The sequence below is a fragment of the Bacteroidota bacterium genome, assembly GCA_018698135.1.
Classification (GTDB): domain Bacteria; phylum Bacteroidota; class Bacteroidia; order CAILMK01; family JAAYUY01; genus JABINZ01.
Window position 1 is genome coordinate 1 of record JABINZ010000114.1, and the last position, 18,543, is coordinate 18,543.

General features: G+C 34.7%; 17 protein-coding genes and 1 pseudogene. 11 read left to right on the forward strand and 7 right to left on the reverse strand.

Features of this window, described 5'->3' with window-relative positions:
- The 5 genes and pseudogenes from HOG71_07160 to HOG71_07180 form a co-directional block, all read right to left on the reverse strand.
- A partial coding sequence (locus HOG71_07160) for a hypothetical protein (GenBank protein MBT5990617.1) occupies window positions 1-433 on the reverse strand: 433 nt, incomplete at its 3' end.
- A 240-nt stretch (window positions 434-673) separates the two neighbouring features.
- Complete coding sequence (locus HOG71_07165) at window positions 674-1,066, reverse strand: hypothetical protein (protein MBT5990618.1); 393 nt, start codon at window positions 1,064-1,066, stop codon at window positions 674-676.
- A gap of 47 nt (window positions 1,067-1,113) precedes the next feature.
- Window positions 1,114-1,961 (reverse strand): annotated as a pseudogene (locus HOG71_07170) (hypothetical protein).
- 189 nt (window positions 1,962-2,150) lie between these two features.
- Window positions 2,151-2,306, reverse strand: a complete 156-nt coding sequence (locus HOG71_07175) for a hypothetical protein (GenBank protein ID MBT5990619.1) — start codon at window positions 2,304-2,306, stop codon at window positions 2,151-2,153.
- A 320-nt stretch (window positions 2,307-2,626) separates the two neighbouring features.
- On the reverse strand, window positions 2,627-3,223 hold the full coding sequence (locus tag HOG71_07180; protein MBT5990620.1) for a hypothetical protein: 597 nt from the start codon (window positions 3,221-3,223) through the stop codon (window positions 2,627-2,629).
- A gap of 345 nt (window positions 3,224-3,568) precedes the next feature.
- Between HOG71_07180 and HOG71_07185 the strand changes: the two genes are divergently transcribed.
- The 11 genes from HOG71_07185 to HOG71_07235 all read left to right on the forward strand — a co-directional run bounded on the left by HOG71_07185 (window position 3,569) and on the right by HOG71_07235 (window position 16,669).
- The gene (locus HOG71_07185) at window positions 3,569-4,105 is read left to right on the forward strand and encodes a flavodoxin family protein (GenBank protein ID MBT5990621.1); all 537 of its coding nucleotides are present in this window, start codon (window positions 3,569-3,571) and stop codon (window positions 4,103-4,105) included.
- Between the two features lie 6 nt (window positions 4,106-4,111).
- Window positions 4,112-4,774: a hypothetical protein gene (locus HOG71_07190; protein MBT5990622.1), complete on the forward strand. Its 663-nt coding sequence runs from the start codon at window positions 4,112-4,114 to the stop codon at window positions 4,772-4,774.
- A gap of 56 nt (window positions 4,775-4,830) precedes the next feature.
- Window positions 4,831-5,307: a methylated-DNA--[protein]-cysteine S-methyltransferase gene (locus HOG71_07195; protein ID MBT5990623.1), complete on the forward strand. Its 477-nt coding sequence runs from the start codon at window positions 4,831-4,833 to the stop codon at window positions 5,305-5,307.
- A gap of 83 nt (window positions 5,308-5,390) precedes the next feature.
- Complete coding sequence (locus HOG71_07200; protein MBT5990624.1) at window positions 5,391-6,170, forward strand: hypothetical protein; 780 nt, start codon at window positions 5,391-5,393, stop codon at window positions 6,168-6,170.
- Between the two features lie 49 nt (window positions 6,171-6,219).
- The gene (locus HOG71_07205) at window positions 6,220-6,675 is read left to right on the forward strand and encodes a hypothetical protein (protein MBT5990625.1); all 456 of its coding nucleotides are present in this window, start codon (window positions 6,220-6,222) and stop codon (window positions 6,673-6,675) included.
- An 18-nt stretch (window positions 6,676-6,693) separates the two neighbouring features.
- Entirely contained in the window at window positions 6,694-7,698 is a 1,005-nt protein-coding gene (gene trpS, locus HOG71_07210; GenBank protein ID MBT5990626.1) for a tryptophan--tRNA ligase, read from the forward strand.
- 10 nt (window positions 7,699-7,708) lie between these two features.
- Window positions 7,709-8,668 (forward strand): hypothetical protein, encoded by a 960-nt coding sequence (locus HOG71_07215; protein MBT5990627.1) that lies wholly within the window; start codon window positions 7,709-7,711, stop codon window positions 8,666-8,668.
- 118 nt (window positions 8,669-8,786) lie between these two features.
- Complete coding sequence (locus tag HOG71_07220) at window positions 8,787-9,974, forward strand: aminotransferase class V-fold PLP-dependent enzyme (protein ID MBT5990628.1); 1,188 nt, start codon at window positions 8,787-8,789, stop codon at window positions 9,972-9,974.
- A gap of 20 nt (window positions 9,975-9,994) precedes the next feature.
- Window positions 9,995-10,504 carry a hypothetical protein gene (locus tag HOG71_07225; protein MBT5990629.1) on the forward strand — a complete coding sequence of 170 codons (510 nt, stop codon included), beginning with the start codon at window positions 9,995-9,997 and terminating at the stop codon, window positions 10,502-10,504.
- A gap of 2 nt (window positions 10,505-10,506) precedes the next feature.
- The gene (locus HOG71_07230) at window positions 10,507-11,586 is read left to right on the forward strand and encodes an anhydro-N-acetylmuramic acid kinase (protein ID MBT5990630.1); all 1,080 of its coding nucleotides are present in this window, start codon (window positions 10,507-10,509) and stop codon (window positions 11,584-11,586) included.
- Between the two features lie 115 nt (window positions 11,587-11,701).
- Window positions 11,702-16,669, forward strand: coding sequence for a PKD domain-containing protein (locus HOG71_07235; GenBank protein ID MBT5990631.1), 4,968 nt, complete (start codon window positions 11,702-11,704; stop codon window positions 16,667-16,669).
- Window positions 16,670-16,675: 6 nt separating this feature from the next.
- Here HOG71_07235 and HOG71_07240 read toward each other — a convergent pair whose 3' ends face one another.
- Entirely contained in the window at window positions 16,676-16,972 is a 297-nt protein-coding gene (locus HOG71_07240; protein MBT5990632.1) for a hypothetical protein, read from the reverse strand.
- Window positions 16,965-18,422, reverse strand: coding sequence for a sodium:solute symporter (locus HOG71_07245; protein ID MBT5990633.1), 1,458 nt, complete (start codon window positions 18,420-18,422; stop codon window positions 16,965-16,967). Before HOG71_07245 ends, HOG71_07240 begins: the two co-directional genes overlap by 8 nt.
- Window positions 18,423-18,543: the final 121 nt, after the last annotated feature.

The window sequence follows — 18,543 nt, forward strand, 5'->3', positions numbered from 1 at the left end:
CTTTTTTCTTAGATAGGTATGCATAAAATTTAATTGGGATGCTAATGTATTGAAAGTTGTCTTTAAAAATACTGTGCAATTCTATTGAATCATTTTGAATTACCTGCAAATAGCGGTTATATACTTGATATCCTTTATTGGAGTACTGAAGTCCTGTTTCAAAATAGACTTTTTTGCTAAGTTTATAGTTAAAGCTTATTGCTGTTGTAAAACCGGTTTTCGGTTCTTCAGTTAAATTTCGATAGGTGATGAATGAGGCGGCTGATGTATCATTTGCCTCATTTTCTTTAAGCGTCCTATAGCAGATATCAGAAGAGAAATAAACACCAACTTGAATTTTATCATTATTATGGATAGAAACCGATTCCTGATTTTGGCCATAAACTGCTAATGTCCCCAAAGCGAAAATTAGTAAAGTTAATTTTTTTATCATTTTACAAAGTTACATCCAATTTGAGTTTTGTAATGTTTTATCCATAGGAATGGTGTTGCTTTGAACTAAGGCAATAAGGCTTCTCTTTCCCATCCCTAGTTCTTGAGACTAATATCTTGAAATCTTTGTCAGCCAAAGTTTTAACAAAGGTGGCTTTATTTTAAGCACATTCAAATTCAAATATTATGTTTAGCTCTTTATCACATTTATGAAAAATTACAATCCAACCAAAATAATCCTCTAATTTATTAGAGTTTCCACCTTCAACATATTCAGCCTCATCTCCGCTATATTGAAATCTAGAATGATTTCACTATTTTTAGTACATGATTTAAGTGTAATATTTCTGAATTCTTCATTGTGGCTTGATTCAAATATCTCATTTTGTCCTTCGTATCCATATTTTGATGCATCAAACAAAATGAGGTTATTATCATTTAAATCAATACAACTAATTACACTCCCTTGACATTGATATTCGTTATTCCAGGTCATTTCAATTCTAGAAATTTCAAAATTTAGTATGAATACTGAAGTGCCTTTTCCATATTCTTTTTGAACTTTTTTTCGTGTTCTTCTATCACTTGAAACAACAAAATCCAATAAATATGATGGTGGGGTATTAATTTTCATTTACTATTTGATTTCTTAGCATTCCTATATTTATTGGATTTTGTTATTTATTCTTCAATGCGTTTAATTTTATCGCTATCTCGTTTTCCCAGTTCTTTTGCATTCAGCGGACTTATTACACTTTCTCCTAATTTCTTTTCAATGTCTTTTCTTGCATTTCCAGCCACGGTGCCACCTGTTTTTGCTACTTTCTTATTTTCTTTTAAAGTCTTTGGTTTTTGCTTCTTTGAGAATTCTGTTGTTGTTGTTTCTGCCAACATATTTAAAACTAATTCCAAATTTGTCATATTATCTCGAAGATTTTCTTTTTTCAAGTCTTTGAGATTTTTGTATTGTTTTGTTGTCAACCCAGTCCATGCTTTAGTTATTTCATTAGTTAAAATTGCATACTCCAATCCTTTTTTTACCCCACGCAAATCCCATTCATCGTAAGTTCTTTTCTGACTTCAATACTTTTTAGGCGTTGGTTAATCCAGTTTTTTGAATATCCTTTCTTCAGATATGTTTCCATTGCTCGCTCAAATGTAAGTTCGGGGTCCTCGGTCTCTTCAATTCGTTCATATCCAACTTTTGCCAGCCAAACTTTAAAAGGTTCTGCTTGCGGTGAGGGAATTGATTGAATTAAGCGTAGAAGTTGTTCTGTATCTGCAACATCTGTTAATCTTTGTTTTCCGTCTGCAGCCTGCATTTTCAACTGTCCCAATTTATGGGACAGTTCACTTCCTTCTTTTTTCAACTTGGTTTTTAAAGCATTCCAATATTTTCTTGGCCGTGGACTATCAGTTAGAACTTCAATAACATCAATAATAGAAAAGAGCCATTTTTCCTGTTCATCATTCCACTGAACCCGAACCCGTTGGTCTTGGAATAGTTTTATTGCATTCTCTTTTGTCATATTTCCTTTTCAAAAAGTCAATTTCAAAATTAATCATTCTTTTTTAGCCTGAATTTCATCATTTTTAATGGATAGAAAGCGATTCCTGGTTTTGGCCATAAACTGATATTACCCCGAAAGTGAAAATTAGTAAAGCATGTTTCTTTATCATTTTAACGAAGTTACAACCAATTTGAATTTTGTAATGTTTTATGCATTGGAATGGTCTGACTTTGAACTAAGGCTGACTTTATTGACATAGCTAAAAGCTCGTATTTTACCTACTTGTCTAGCGCCTATTACGATTATAGCTTTCCCACTATTGAATTTTCCTTTCATAGTAATTTCAATTGTTCTTGTAAACATTTTTTGTTCTCAAAGATGAATATTAATATCTTAATGACCTATACTTATAATAAGTAGTCACTACGTTGTCGATTCCGACTGAGAATATAAATTTTGTATTTTACTTTGAACAAAATTCATGTTTTTACAGGAGAAATGTAGAGAATTTCAATTTTACTAATATGAATATAAAAATTAGAATGTCGATTTCCTGTTTGAATACTGAAATTTAAGCTTCAAAAGGATGATCGATAAACTAATTAGTAGATGATGTTAATTTTTAATCTCCTTGGTGACAATGATGTGGAAAGCTCTTATAATTGAAGTAAATTGAGTCATTATCAATATATTTCGTCACCTATATAATTCCATGTTTGGGCAATACTATCCACTACATATGATCTGGAATATATTGGAATTTTTTTCTCCTCATAATGATCAACAAATCTACTTCCAGAAAAAATGTATTGATAAAGCGTAATTATCAAAGTATCATTTTCGACTACATTACGTTTTCCATTAATATTAAAGTTGTCATAAATAAAATAAAGACAACGTCCCTTATTTCGATTCCAAGGTTTTTTAAACCAATGTTGATAGTAGGGATCAAAGTTGTAATGAAATTGTTTGTCATTTATTTGAAAAGACATACCGCAATCAAATGCCCAAGGTTCTGAAACTATTAATATAAATCCATCCTTTTTTATTTCTTTTGCTCCTTTTTTTTCAATAAAATATCCTTGCACGGTTTCAAGATACCTATTTGATTTCAATTCTCTTAGAGGTCTGAAAAAATCATTATTTGTATAATTCCTATTTAAAATCAGTGCATCTGTTGAATCAATATAATGTCGATCAATGATTTCACCTGTATTTGGTGGTTTAAACCTACATGATACTAATGATAGTAGTAAAAAGATAAATAGTTGAATTTTCATTTTTTCAATAAAAGTAAATAAATAAGATGCCCATCATAAGTGATTGTAACCAGCTGTTTTGAATTTTCTTCGGTTTGAATCCAAAACCTATTTTAAGAGAAATTTACATCCAAATTTAGGGAAAGTTAATTTATGATAGTTTTAGGCTGAGCACAAATGCCAGTTATTCGGTTTTAATCAGTTTATATGTGACATGAAAATGGCTTATGATTTAAACACAACTCTCTTCATCAACTCATTTTACCATTCACACCTAAAAAACCTTCATTCACCTGAATAGTGTTTCTTAGCGCATTAAATTCTCTCACATTTGTTTACAATATGAAACACTCGAAAATTAAAATGATGAAGGTTGTAATTCTGAATGGAAATAAAGAAGCAGCTGCTTTCGATGAAAAGCTGTTAATCTGGGCAAAACAGTATCCCGAAAATGATTATGAAGTTGAAATCATTCAGCTCAGAGATTTAAACGTTAAGTATTGCACAGGTTGCTGGGGGTGTTGGGTGAAAACGCCCGGACAATGTGTTTTTACAGATGATTCTGCTCTAGTTTGCAAAGCCATGATTAATGCTGATTTAGTCGTTTTTGCTTCGCCAGTAAAAATGGGATTTGTTTCATCGCTCCTTAAAAAATCAATGGATAAAATGATTCCATTGGTTCATCCATATATAGAAATAGTGAATGGTGAAAATCATCATCAAAAGCGCTATGAGAAATATCCTGAATTGGCAGTATTGCTCGAAACAGATAAGAATACAGATGATGAAGATATTGAAATTATTACCAATATTTTTAAACGCTTGGCTCTGAATTTTAAAAGTGATTTGAAATTTGTTAAACTGCTTGAGACTAGTGAAGTTGCTCAACTAACTCAAAAATAGAGAATTATGAAACTGACGATTATTAATGGTTCTCCAAGAGGAAAAGGGAGCAATACAAAGATTTTGATGGAGCATTTTCTGAAGGGCTATACGAGCATTTGTATGACAGATTTTAATGTTTCATACTTAATTCATGCAAAGGATCTTGAACAACAAGTACAACTTTTCAAAAATTCAGAATATGTAATTCTTGCATTTCCACTTTATACGGATGCCATGCCTGCCATTGTTATGAATTTCATTGAAGAACTGGAGGGAATTGCTAATCTTGATGTTAAACCTGCCATTGGATTTGTTGTACAATCGGGATTTCCTGAACCTTACCAGTCAAGATTTGTTGAAAGATATTTAGTTAAGCTCAGTAAGAGATTGAACTGCGAATATCTTGGAACAGTTATTAAAGGTGGAGTTGAAGGCATCCAGATAATGCCAGAAAGCTGGACCAAAAAACTCTTTCAATCCTTTTTTGAACTGGGTGAACATTTTGGGAAAACAAAAGAATTTCATCCTGATATTATTGCCAAACTTGCTAAGAATGAAAAATTGAGTTCGAGTCGATTATTTGTTTTTAATCTGATGCAAAAACTGGGGCTGGCAAACTTTTATTGGAACAAAAAATTAAAAGATAACAAGGCTTTTGAAAGGAGATTCGACAGGCCGTATGTTTAATTTGTTTTTGTGATTATTGGCCTTTTTTGATGTTTTCATTTACTTTGCTGATCAATATGGAACAACTTTTCAAAGCGTATTATAAGTCTCCAATTGGTTTTATAGAACTCATTGCAAGCAATAAGGGTTTACGTTCTCTTTATTTTTCATCTAAAAAGGGTGAAAACGATACCCATGAATTTTTAGCAGAATCCCAAAAGCAACTGCATGAATATTTTACAGCAATGCGTAAAGAATTTGATTTGCCCTTTGATTTGATTGGAACAGAATTCCAATTGAAAGTTTGGAACACACTTCTCAATATTCCTTTTGGCAAAACCGCTTCCTATCTGGATTTAGCAAATCTTGTTGCAACAGCAAAACATACACGAGCTGTTGGCTTAGCCAATGGTGCTAATCCAATCAGCATAATACTCCCGTGCCATAGGGTAATTGGTAAAAATGGAAAGTTGGTTGGTTATGGAGGAGGCTTAGAAAGAAAACAATGGTTACTTGATTTTGAATCAGAATCCAGGCAACTAAGCATGTTTTAGCATTCTTTCTGTGGATATCTGGATTATTAGAATTGCTTATTAGCAAGCCATTTTACTACTTTTATAGTCTAATAATACATGTCATGGCAAATGAAAACACTCGATATACCTTCTGGCACTGGTTTGGGATGATTGCAGCCTTTACCTTATTGATTTGGTTATCCTTTGTGGGATACCGCTATCTCGAAAGCTCTAGAGGGCCTAAGCTTGTTGCAACAGGAGAGTATCATAACTTCACAGTTCTTCCTTATCTCGATTATTGTATGAGCAAAAAGGATATGATTTTTCAGCAAGATACCCTCGAGAACATGATCAATGATAAAGATGGAGAAACTGCAGAACAGATATTTGACTATACTTTCAATTCTTTTTCGAAATCATATTCCGATTATTTAAAAAACTACAAAACCCTTTGGATATTTGAGTTGAGCAATTCAGGTGGCGATGTGGTTTCCGACATTTTTGTAGTGCTCCCTCATAGAGGGAAGTATCTTATCAGTATGACGGGTCTTGAAAGCAAATTTGCAGATTTTAATAAACGGATTCCGGTTGGTGACATGATGGTTGGTGATGAGACCACCATATTTGCCTGGACTGAAGAGGATTTAGATGACTATAGCGCTTACCATGGCGATATTACTAAAATTGCAACTCGAAACGGAATTGTCGACATTGTCTATCCAACAAAAACAACTGGCCTTCTAGCATGGAATATTCAAAAAGATAATTATCCGTTGATTATGGCCATGGCTGCGTTGTTTATAACAATCATGGTACTTGTAATCGTATTTTATAACCTTGGTGCACGACATAATAAAACAGAAGATGGACCAACACATTTCAATTTTGGTCAAAATGCTTAGTTTTACAGCTTAGAAATATTTACGTAAATAGCTATAAAATAGATTTATTGTGCTGGAAGTACTTGAGCGATTCAAAAAAAAATATTCTCATCTTGAAGTTTTTGGACTAAAATTTCATGGGTTACAAGAAATTAATTCTGAGAAGCGGACCACTGTAATTTGCATAAGCAAACCACTTATATTTGACTCCCGACTTATTCCTGATAAGTTTGAAGGACTTCGTATTAAGCGAACAATACATGGGAAACTTCCCAAAGAGTTCAAAGTTAGAAAACCAGACAATGATGGCCAGATGCTTGATTACATATGGGCACCTGAACGCTTCGAATTGTTTATTGATCGAAATATGGAAGAAATCCGCGAGAAATTAGGAAAAGCGGAAATGCAAAGAGAAGAAATTTTAGATGCACTTTGTTTCGGGAATTTTGAAGCTCATAAACTCAAATGTGAGCGATTAATTCGTGATGGCAAAATTCCAGAATACAGCTCGCAAGAGAAAAAATAGCAGTTAAAGAGTAAGCAGATGTCGATAAAAAGAGTACTATCCGGTATTCAGCCAACCAGCGAAATACATATTGGCAATTATTTTGGAGCGGTAGCCAATTGGGTGAAATTGCAGGATCAATATGAATGCTTTTATACTGTGGTTGACCTGCATGCCATGTCGATGCCATATAAACCTCAAGACCTGAAAAGAAATACGATTGAGATGTTTACCTCGCTTTTGGCTTGTGGTATTGATCCGGAAAAATCGGTTCTTTTTGTGCAATCGATGGTGCCTGAGCATAGTGAATTGAATTGGATATTGAATTGTGTTACGTCCTATGGTGAGTTAAGCCGCATGACTCAGTTTAAAGACAAAACCACCCTATTGCAAGAAAAATCAAAAGAGAATTTTGTTTCTGCTGCCTTGTTTAATTATCCCATTCTTCAAGCCGCTGATATATTACTTTATAAAGCCGATTTTGTTCCTGTTGGAAAAGATCAGGAGCAGCATTTGGAACTTTCACGCAATATTGCCATCCGGTTTAATAACCAATTTGGCGAGTATTTTGAAGCCCCACAGCCTCTATATACCAAAATACCCAAACTAATGTCTTTAGCCGATCCTGAAAAGAAAATGAGCAAAAGCCTGGGGCCAAAACATTTTATTGGATTGTTTGATGAAGAAAAGGTCGTTCGAAAAAAAGTAGGAAGTGCTGTTACAGATATAGGTGGAGTACCATCAGCTGAAATGAGTCCGGGTATTCGAAATTTATTTGAAATACTGAAAGCTTGCGAAAAACAAGATGAAATAGATCAGCTACAAAAGGATTTTGAAGCGGGAACTTTGAGTTACAAAAACTTAAAAGATACAGTTGGCGATGCCTTGGTTGAGCTAACTTCGGAGCTGATTATTCGTAGGAAAGTATTTGAAGAAAATCCTGAAAAGGTAAAGCAAATACTAAAGGAAGGTGCTGAAAAAGCCAGATATGTAGCTAATAAAACCATCACCAAGGTGAAAAAACGCGCTGGCTTACCAATTTAAAAACAGTTTTATGCAAAATATGTTTACAACAGAAGAGCTTCAGTTATTGAAGCGCTTGAAGGAGAAATATGCCTCGAATGAGACCGAATTTCAAAATCAAATACAGGCGCTATTTAACGACAAAGGTGTTCATTACTGGGAATATATTCATTTAGATGCCTTGTTGGGAATTCAGCACACCAAAACCGAAGTTGATGATGAAATGATATTCATTACCTATCATCAGATTTGTGAACTGTATTTTAAACTAATCAGGCATGAATTGTATTTGCTTACCGATCTCAATCGAAAGGAATTTTTAATTCAAAACAATTGGATGAAGCGGGTAGGGCGAGTGATTAATTATTTCAATAAGCTCACACATAGTTTTGATATCATGAGCCCGGGAAAAGAAGACTCAGATAAGCAGTTTTTTTCAACACAGGAGTTCTTGCAATTTCGACTTAACCTCATGCCTGCCAGTGGATTTCAAACGGTTTCTATGCGTAAAATAGAAATGATGTCGACCAGTTTGCAGAATCTTGTTAATAAAGAACAGCACACAGCCATTCAAGGAAGTGAGCTTGAAAAACAATATGATCAGCTGTTTTGGAAAACAGGGAGCCGTTTGCTATTAGAAGATGGTAGCACTATGAAAACAAAAACACTACTGGCTTTCGAAAAAAAATACGATAAAGAATTATTGGACTTTGCTACGCAATTTCAACACAGAAATCTGGCTTACATATTCTTTGACTATCAGGCTGACACTGAGGAGGAAAAGCAAAAATTGGCAGCTGTTCGAATGAACAAGAATGTTCAGCAACTGTTGAAGAAATACGACAAAGTTGTTAATGTGGACTGGAAGCAAAATCATTTTGATATCATCAAAAAGCATATGCCAGATGCGAAACATGGTACGGGAGGAACAAACTGGAAAAAGTATTTACCACCTACAGAACAGCAGATAAGTTATTTTCCGGATATTTAGCCTATTTAATATGACAATAAAGCTGAAATTTTTATTCACTTTAATTATTTTTGGTTTATTATTTATTAGCTGTAGTAAAAAGGAATACATGTCTGATTTATATTATTAGGAAAATACGATGTACAAAAAATACTACAAATCATTTTTAGAAGCCAATAAAGGCAAGCAGCATTTTGCCTGTCATAGTCATTATTATTGGCCCGATGTTACCCGACAAGCCATGCTTGATTATTGGGACGATAGTGCAAAATATGTAGATGCAAAGTGGGCTTATTTTTATCAGCATAAAATTCCTAAAGTACAAAGCTATATTGCCCAAATCTTAAATCTCGATCATCCTGAACAAATAGTATTTGCCCCGAATACGCATGAATTTATCTTGCGCATACTTTCTTGTTTCGATAATAGCAAACAAGTAAACATATTAACCACCAACAGCGAGTTTTATAGTTTTAGCCGTCAGATAGATCGCTTATCGGAACTTGATAATTTCCAAATCGATCGAATTGAATTCGACTCATTCGATACTTTTGAAGAAAGATTTATACAAGCGGCTCAAAAAAAGAAGTATGACCTGATATTTTTTAGTCAGGTGTTTTTTAATTCCGGAATTCCTATCAGAAGTTTAGATGCAATTGTTAACGCGCTAGCAAGTTCAGAGTCGATTATTGTTATTGATGGCTATCATGGATTTCGTTCTGTTCTTACTGATTTGAAAAACATACAGGACAAAGCTTTTTATATGGCCGGCTCTTATAAATATGCACAGGGGGGTGAAGGATGCTGCTTTATGCACGTACCTAAAGGAAATATAATGCGCCCCATAAACACGGGTTGGTTTGCCGATTTAGCCACTTTGGGGCAGGAAAAAAATAAGCAGGTTCAGTATGCGGATGATGGAAATCGCTTTGCCGGATCGACTATGGATTTCAGTTCTCTCTATCGCTTATTAAGTGTATTTGCATTGTTTGAAAAAGAAGGAATAGATCAAAATAGCATAAGGACACATATTCAAAAAATGCAGACCGCTTTCTTAGAAGAAGTTGCAAAATATGATCATCCATTAATCAATAAAAACAATTTATTGCTAGATGATTTGAACAAACATGGACATTTTTTGACATTTAAATTGGAGAATGCCGAGCAGGTAAGCAAAATGGCTCAACTCCTGAATGAGCATGATATTATTACAGATTATCGGGGCGATCGACTTCGTTTTGGATTTGCTCTATATCATGATGGACAATATGATTTGAGTGTTTTGAATACACGCAGAGCTTACTTTTTTGACGAATTGATTTTTTAAACACACATTCAGGAATTATAATGGATTTCAAAAGTGTATTCTTCGATAGTTCAAGATTAATAGCTGATCATGTAGTTTCTGTTATTGGCACAGATGCCGATAAGGTTGATGCTTTATTTCAATTTGTTCTGGAAAACCATCCGCAATATTCTGCCCGGGCAGCCCGTGTATTGGATCTGTTGAATGATCAAAATCCTCAAATGTTTTTAACATATCTGGAAACGATAATTAATAATCTATCGATCAATAACACCAGTGTATTACGAGCTTTTCTGCGAATTTTAGTTAATCATGTGAATGATTTGAATGAAGCTCAATTTGGGATTGTCATGAATCATTGTTTTCTCATTTTAACAAATCCAGCATCAGAGGTGTCGCATATCGTTTACAGCATGCATATTTTGCATGAAATGTATAAAATTGAACCCCTTATTAAAGATGAACTGAGGATTTCTATTGAAGGGAATTTAGAATTTGGAAGCTCTGGTGTTAAAAATGTTGGGAAGAAAATATTAAAAAAACTTAAATAATTTTGACAGAAGTAAATACATATACTGTATTAGGAATCATGTCGGGTACATCTCTTGACGGACTAGATTTGGCCTTGTGCTCATTTCAGAAAGAAGATGAAAGCTGGAGTTTCAAAATTATCAAAGCACAAACCTATGAATACGACTCCGTATGGAGAGAGAAGTTGGGACAATGCTCCTTATTAAGCTCATTTGACTTATTGCAACTCGACAAGAATTTTGGATTTTATATTGGGAAGAAAGTCAATGCTTTTTTGAAAAATACAAAGTACAAACCAGATTTGATCGCCTCACATGGCCACACGGTTTTTCATCAACCTGAAAAGGGAATTACCATGCAAATTGGTAGTGGCGAATTAATTGCTGCAAACTGTGGTATTCAAACGATTTCAGATTTCCGTTCGCTGGATGTTGCATTGGGAGGACAAGGAGCTCCCTTGGTACCCATTGGCGACCAAAAACTATTTTCCGAATTTGATTATTGTTTAAACTTGGGAGGCTTCTCCAATATATCCTTTAATGAAAAAGGCAAAAGGTTGGCATACGACATTTGCCCTGTAAATATTGCCATTAATAAACTATATCCTCCCTTTGATGCAGATGGATTGGCTGGTCGTTCAGGTATATTAAACAAAAAACTTTTGTATGAGCTAAATAGCCTTTCTTACTATTCTATGCCCTATCCAAAATCTCTTGGAAGAGAATGGTTTGAAGGGAAATTCTTCCCCATTTTTCATGCATACGATATTCCAACTGAAGACAAACTTCGCACGCTGTACGAACACATTGCTATGAAAGTGAAAATGGCTGTTTCTAATAATATGGAAGGTTCTATGCTCATTACAGGTGGTGGAACACATAATGCCTTTTTAGTTGAACTTATAGCAGAAAAGTTTCAGGGACAAATAAGTATTCCAGAACTGGAGATAATAGAGTTTAAAGAAGCCTTGATTTTTGCTTTTTTAGGTGTTCTAAGGTTGCGAAATGAAATAAATACGCTTGCATCGGTTACAGGTGCAAAAGCAGATAGCAGCGGAGGCCTCATATATTTGCATCAATTTGGCACGTCAGACAACTTATAGTAGCTATATTTCGTCATCATCTTGTTAGAGGCAAAATCAATTCAAATAATAGTTACTTTTCCGTTTTGTCTCAGACTAATGACTGTTTAGCAATTTTCGTGTATTATATTAAGGAATGATAAAGACTACTTTCATTGCCGTTATTTTAAGTATAATTAGCTTTTTGTTAGTTGCACAGCCGATTGCTGAGTTTTCTGCAAATATCACCTCCGATTGTAATCCGCTTACCGTTAAATTCACCGACTTATCAAGTGGAAACCCTACTTCATTCAGCTGGAATTTTGGTAATGGACAGACATCGGTATTACAAAACCCAACGATTAGTTATACATCAGCAGGAAAGTATACCGTTAGCCTAAAAGTAACAAGCTCAAATGGTTCATCAACCGAAACAAAAACACAGTATATTACCGTTTTTAAAAATCCAATTGCTTCCTTAAGTTCAACTAAACAAATAGCATGTATCGGTCAGCAAATTAGTTTTAGCGATATAAGTATTGCAGGAGATGCGACCATAAATCAATGGTATTGGGATTTTGGAGACGGAGGCAGTTCAAGCTTGAAAAATCCTTCACATGCTTATAGCAATTCGGGTGTATTTAGTGTTACTTTAATTGTTACTGATGCAAACAATTGTACTGGAACTTATACCAAAACCAATTATATAGAAATTCGAAAAGTTGATGCTGATTTTGCTTCCAATCAGGTTTATTTTTGCAACAGCCCTGCACAGGTTAATTTTTTAAATATTTCCTCTCCTAACAGCTCTACTTTCACTTATCAATGGGATTTTGGTGATGCGGCAACTTCAACTTCGAAAAGTCCAACACATTCGTATACGAATTCAGGAAAATTCACGGTTAAGCTAAAAATTACAGATGCGTATGGTTGTATTGATGAATTAACAAAAGCAGATTATATTGTAGTTGAACCTATTATCGCAGACTTCTTTTATAAAGTTACTGACTATTGTCATCCGGCCAATGCTATGTTTTCAAATGCATCCACGCCTTCAAGTGGTATGAGCTTTCTGTGGGATTTTGGTGATGGGAGTACTTCTGCTAGTAAAAATCCCTCGCACATTTATCAAAATCATGGAACCTACACCATTTTGCTCACAGCAAATTATGGCAGCTGTCAGGATACTATTTCACGGCAAGTTACAATCTTACAAACACCCTCGGCCACTTTCTCTGCCGATACACAAAAGCATTGTAAAATTCCGTTTCAGGTTAAATTTTCATCGAATTCTACAACGGGTAGCACATTAGACTGGGATTTAGGAAACGGAAACACCTCAACAATTGCTTCACTAAGCACCTGGTATACTAAATTTGGATCATACGATATCAACTTAACAGTGAGCAGTAGTAATGGCTGTTCCAAGAAATACAAAAAACCAGCTTATATAATAAGTCAGCCTCCGCTGTTTTATAAGTCGGTGAATCCTAAAAGTGGATGTGTTCCGTTGACCATTCATTATGTAATTTATGATTCCAGCATGATTCCGCTTACTATTTGGAAAATTAGCTCAGGTGATGGTCAAACTAAAACCACAACATCAGGTAGTTTTACTTATCAGGATACGGGAGTATATACCATGACACTTAGTGGTCGAAATAACAGAGGATGCTCGATAAGTTATACAGAAACAATCAAAGTGGGCATTCCTCCAGTAGCCGATTTTGAATATTTTTCTTATTCTGGATGCAACAAGGCTTTTCAGTTTAATAACTTAACCAATACACATAATCCTAAAGCAGATGGGTTTTCGTGGGATTTTGGAGATGGAACGAAATCTAATGATGAACACCCAATACATAAATTTCAGGATACCGGCTTTATCAGTATTATTTTAACCGCTTCTTTATATGGATGTTCATCTACCATAAAATATGATAGCATGCTCTACATTCTGGCGCCCATTGCGAGACTAACAGACCCAAGGGTATTTTGTGCATCAGCAGTAGTTAGGGGCTTAAACAACTCAATAGGAGGCAATAAATGGTATTGGGATTTTGGCGATAATTCTTATTCAACAAAGGAGAATCCAGATCATATTTACAGTAAAGGCACTTATCAAGTCAAGTTGGTTGTATGGGATACAATTACCGGCTGTGTTGATTCAGTGCTTGGGAATGTGTACGTATTGGATACGCCAAAGGATGATTTCACTGCATTTCCGTTGGAAAATTGCAGCAGTATTGAAGTAGCTTTTTCAGATACTTCTACCCAAGCGGTTGATTATTTTTGGGAATTTGGTGATGGAGGAACTGCGCGAATAAAATCTCCTAAACATTATTATGTTTATGGAGGAGCTTATGATGTTAGTTTGAAGATAACTAATGCGGCAGGTTGTGATACTTTTATTGTGAAAAAGGCCATGATCAAAATATCAGATATCAAACCAAATTTATTGGCAAATCCTGGACAAGGTTGTGTTCCGGTTACAATGTCTTTTATTGACAATGCGCGATCTGCCTTTCCCATTATTGAAAGAAAATGGAATATGGGCGATGGCGGTAGTTTTTATACATTCGATAAGGACACCTCTTATACTTATTTCTCTATACCCTCAGGTATGGATCAAAGTACGGGTTACGATGTTGTTTTAAAGCTTCAGGATAGTTTAGGATGTTATGCTTATTCAACAAAAAGAGTGTATCCTACTAATCCCAAAGCTATTATTTACTATCATGTTGCCGATCAATGCAAGGAAGCTGCAATAAAACTTGGGGTTTATGATCACGATACCTTAATTAATTCACTTAGTTCAGCTCTATGGTATTTCAATGGAAATTATGCCGGTTCTGGCCAGGAGTTATTCCATTATTTTAGTTCCGACACTATTATTACGGCTAAGGTTGTAGTAACTGATGTTTATGGTTGTCAGGACTCTGCTGAACAAATTTTAACGATTATTAGCCGACCACCTAAGGCTGATTTTGCTTATACTATACAATCTACCGCAAATAATTGTCCGCCTGTTATTGTTCATTTTCAAGACAAATCAATTCCTGGTAGCAAAGCAATTAGCTCTTATTTTTGGGATTTTGGAAATGCGTCTACTTCCACTCATAAAAACCCTTCAAATACATATAGAGAGCCCGGTTTGTATTCAGTTAGTTTAATAGTAAAAGATGTAGATGGATGTGAAGACACACTGATTTTGTCTGATATTATTCGAGTCAATGGGGCAACTGGGTATTTTCATATTGAACCATTATCTGGATGCGACAGTCTTGTTTGTGAATTTACTCCTATTACTTCCAAAGTAAAAGAGTATAGCTGGAGTTTTGGCGATGGAAGTATTTCTCATGATAGTGTGGTTATTCATCAATATACCTATCCAGGAAAGTTTTATCCTGTATTAATTATGGAAGATTCGTTGGGCTGTAAAACGAGTATTGAAACAAAAGACACCATTTATGTTTATAAAAGTCCCATAGCAAATTTTCAGGTGAAAGGAAAAATGACCTGTGTTGGTCATGAAAGCGAATTCATTAATCTGACGTGGCACGAACAGGAAATTTTGTCGTGGACATGGTATTTGGGAAATGGACAAATAGTTACTGCTTTTGAACCGTCATTTACCTATATCGATACAGGGAAATACAGTGTAAGCCTTGTGGTGGTGGATGATCAGGGATGTTATGATTCTGTTAGAAAGGAAAATATAGTTCATATTTATTACGATACAATAAATCCCACTAAACCATTCTTGTATAAAACAACTCATATTATTGATCCTTTATTAGACGAGGTTTTGTTTTCAGCTAATGCCGATTATGATTTTAAGAATTTCAAGATGAATAGAGCGGATTATTGGGGGGTGGTTAAAAATAGTCGATATATTCAGCATGCTGAAGATACACTTGTTATTGATACACTAATAAACGGTCTTATTCCACAATGCTATTACATTCAAAGTTTGGATTATTGCAACAACCAGAGCGATGCCAGCAAGCTACATTGTCTGATAAATTTAAAAGTTACAGCCGATAGTTTAGGAAATCATCTGAACTGGACACCCTATGTGGGTTGGAATAAAGTAAGCAAGTACGAATTGTTTCGAAAGGATATGAAATCTTCAGGCTCTTTTAACCTTATGGCCTCAGTTGATGGAAGCATTTTGTATTATTTGGACACCAATATCAATTGTTCTGATACCTATTTCTATCAGGTTAAAGCCTATGAGGAAGATGGGCATTCTCAATTCTCATTTAGCAATGTGGATGATGTAGTAGCAGCTAAACATGTTTTTATCAATGCAATAGAATTGCTGAGAGTTTCCGTAGAAAATGAAATGATTTTGATTGAATGGGAAAAGGCAGACATCGATTTCGATCATGAATATCTCGTATTCAGATCAACCGATAATATCGACTATCAATATGTAAAGTCTTTGGATCAAAATGTTTTATCCTATACAGATGATGCTGTTAATACAAGTGAAAAATCATATTATTACAGGATTTATGTGATGCATAAAAACTGTTATTTTATAAGCAAAAAAAGCAATGTCGGGAAATCGATATTGCTAAAAATAAACAAGAGCAATTTAGATGAGGATATTGTATTGACCTGGTCGCATTACCAACATTGGGAAGAAGGAGTCAATCAGTATGAGATTCATTATTCCACAATGCAAAGTCCGGTATTTACGAATATTAATTCCGTGGGGTATGAAGATACTGTATATATTCACCAGATTGATCCCATGTTGATAAAACATGCCTATAAAGTGAGAGCCATTCGGAATTTGAAACCCGATATAATTTCAAATTCTAACATTGTTGTTGAAAGTATAGAACCCAGCATATTTGTTCCAAATTCTTTTACGCCAAATGGCGATGGACTCAATGATTATTTTAGTGCAAAATGCTATGGTGCTGAAATAGTTGGAATGCAAATTTTCAATCGTTGGGGTGAGTTAATCTTCGAATCAGCTGAAAATAACGCAAGTTGGGATGGTTATTTTAAAAACAAAATATCTCCTTTAGGTGTTTATTATTATAATTTGCAAGTAAAGCTGGATGATGAGCTGGAAAGATATGCTGGCACTTTAAGTTTGTTGAGATAAATATTCTTAGGCCCTCTGAGACTTTTCTCCGGTTTTCAATTCTTGCAACAGATCTTTCAGTATCACACGGGCATAAATCACTTTGTATTTTTTGTTTTCAGTAACCACCTCCAAAAACTCTTTTGTAAGCTCATGTGATTTGCCAATTTCAGTATTCAAAAAATCAATCATTTCTTTTTTAAAATCATTGAATAATTTCCAGTCGACATTATGACCTCTACAATCCTCAACACTGGTGGCCAATAATTCCTCAACTCTTAATAAAAAAAGAGATAGCTGAGTAATATGTTCTTCTTTACTCATTTGATTTTTTACTGATTATTAATAGCCCAAGAAAAGTGAGTAAGCCATTGAGTATAAGGAGCTCGTAACCGAAAGTATAACCACCAAACCATTGCGCAGATTTTAGCGTAATCAAATAACAGAATAGGGGAGAAACTATCGTTATTATTGTAACTAAAATATTGTTAGGAAGGCTTCGTTTCGAGATTATCCCGAATGAAAAGAGTCCAAGCAATGGCCCATACGTATAACTGGCTACTTTAAAAATTGTATCAATTACTGCAGAATTATTAAGCGCTTTAAATCCAAGAATGACAAATAGTAAAACGAGGGAATAACCCACATGAACCCTTTTTCTAATGCGTTTAATTTTTGCCTCATCATTCAGTTTTTGCACATTAAGAATATCTACACTAAAAGAGGTTGTTAAAGCTGTTAATGCAGAATCAGCACTGGAGTAAGCGGCTGCAACAATTCCAACAATAAAAAACAAACCCAGTGTTGACCCTAAATAGCCTCCTGTGGCAATTAATGGGAATATTTGGTCGGTATCAATTGGCAGATTTATTCCATTTTTATTGGCAAATAAAATAAGTAATATACCCAGAGAAAGGAAAAGTAAATTTACAGGCACTAAAATAATACTGAACCAAAACATATTCTTTTTGGCATCTTCGATGTTTTTGCAACTCAGGTTTTTTTGCATCATGTCCTGATCCAGTCCTGTCATAGCTATAGCCAGAAATGCTCCTCCCAGAAAGTGTTTCCAGAAGAAATGTTTCTCCTGCCAATTATCGAAAAAGAAAATTCTTGAATAGGATGAATCGGCCAAGGTATGGTACATCTCCTTAAAATTGAGATCAAGATTTTTTGAAATTAGAACTACGGATATAATAACAGCAGCCAACATAAAAAAGGTTTGCAAGGTATCCGTCCATATAATGGTTTTTATTCCCGCTCTGTTGGTGTATAAATAAATTAAAAGGATGGTAATGATTACTGTTACCAGAAAGGGAACATTCCATGCATCCAAAACAGTAAGTTGAATAACACTTGCTACAATAAATAGTCTGGCAGCAGCTCCAAATGTGCGCGATGCCAAAAAGAAAAGCACACCGGTTTTATAAGCCCATTTACCAAACCTTTGTTCTAAATATGTATAAATAGAGGTCAGGTTTAATTTATAATAGAGGGGCATGAGTATGGTTGCAATAACCAAATATCCTATCAGATAACCTAGCACAACTTGCATATAGGATAGCTGGCTTAATCCAACCCAACCCGGAACAGATATAAAGGTTACTCCTGATAAAGAAGCGCCAATCATTCCAAAAGCAACTACAAACCATGGTGAGCGCTTATTGCCAAGAAAGAAAGATGCATTGTCTGATTTTCTGCCTGTTAGCCAGGAGATACCAAGTAAAATCAGGAAATAGGTGCTGATGATTATTATAACAGATATTGGGGACACAGCTTATTTTTACTTCAAAAATAGAATTATTGTAAATCCTGAAAAACCCAAGTAATTCACAATACTGCAATAATATGCAGAATGATGATATGTAATATTTTGTAACTTTGAGATGATAATC